The 674-nt window shown below is 53.9% G+C and carries 1 protein-coding gene; it reads right to left on the bottom strand.

Translation table 11 applies throughout. From position 1 onward, the window contains the following. A partial coding sequence (locus tag SIL87_RS20225; protein ID WP_319612655.1) for an SCO family protein occupies positions 1-526 on the bottom strand: 526 nt, incomplete at its 3' end. Between the last annotated feature and the right edge of the window lie 148 nt (positions 527-674).

Genomic DNA, 674 nt, shown 5'->3' with positions numbered 1-674 from the left:
CCTTGGCGATCTCCGGAACCTTGCCGGTAAGACCGATGATCGTGTCGCTGAATTTGGGTAGATATGTTCTCAATACTGCCGGCGTATCATGGGTTGGATCGACGGTGATAAAGACAGGAGCAACATGTTTGGCGAGCTTCCCGAGCGAGTTCATCATGATCGCCATTTTTTCGAGTGTCAGAGGGCACTCATCCGGGCAGCGCGTATAGCCGAAATAGACCAGCATCCAGCGCCCGTGAAAACTCGCTGGGGTCATCGTCCGGTTGAACTGGTTGGTCAGGGTGAACTGCCCGCCGATCGGCGCACCGGGCGGGATCGCGGAATCGGTGGTAGTCGTCAATTTGCCGTGGTGGTTCCAACCAAGTAAATGCGCCAGAGCATCAAGGGCATCGGGATCGATGATGACGAACGCCATCGCCACTCCAAGACCGACCACGCTGCCAAGCGCGATCCGCCGACCGATCTGATTACCTTTGAAGGTGGTCATCGTGCCGCCCCAGCCTTTGGTGATGGCCCGGCTGTGCACGGAAATACCTGCATCACCTCGTTAGACGTAAGCAGCGACATTAAATTATTTATGTTGTGGTGAACTGAATAGGTATTTTATCAAAGCTGCAATCGCTAAAATAATTATCAGCAGGATGGCTAGGCTGATTATGGCCATCCCACCCATC

It is taken from the genome of Acidiphilium acidophilum (genome assembly GCF_033842475.1).
Taxonomy (GTDB): domain Bacteria; phylum Pseudomonadota; class Alphaproteobacteria; order Acetobacterales; family Acetobacteraceae; genus Acidiphilium; species Acidiphilium acidophilum.
This window is presented reverse-complemented; position numbering and strand designations above follow the sequence as displayed.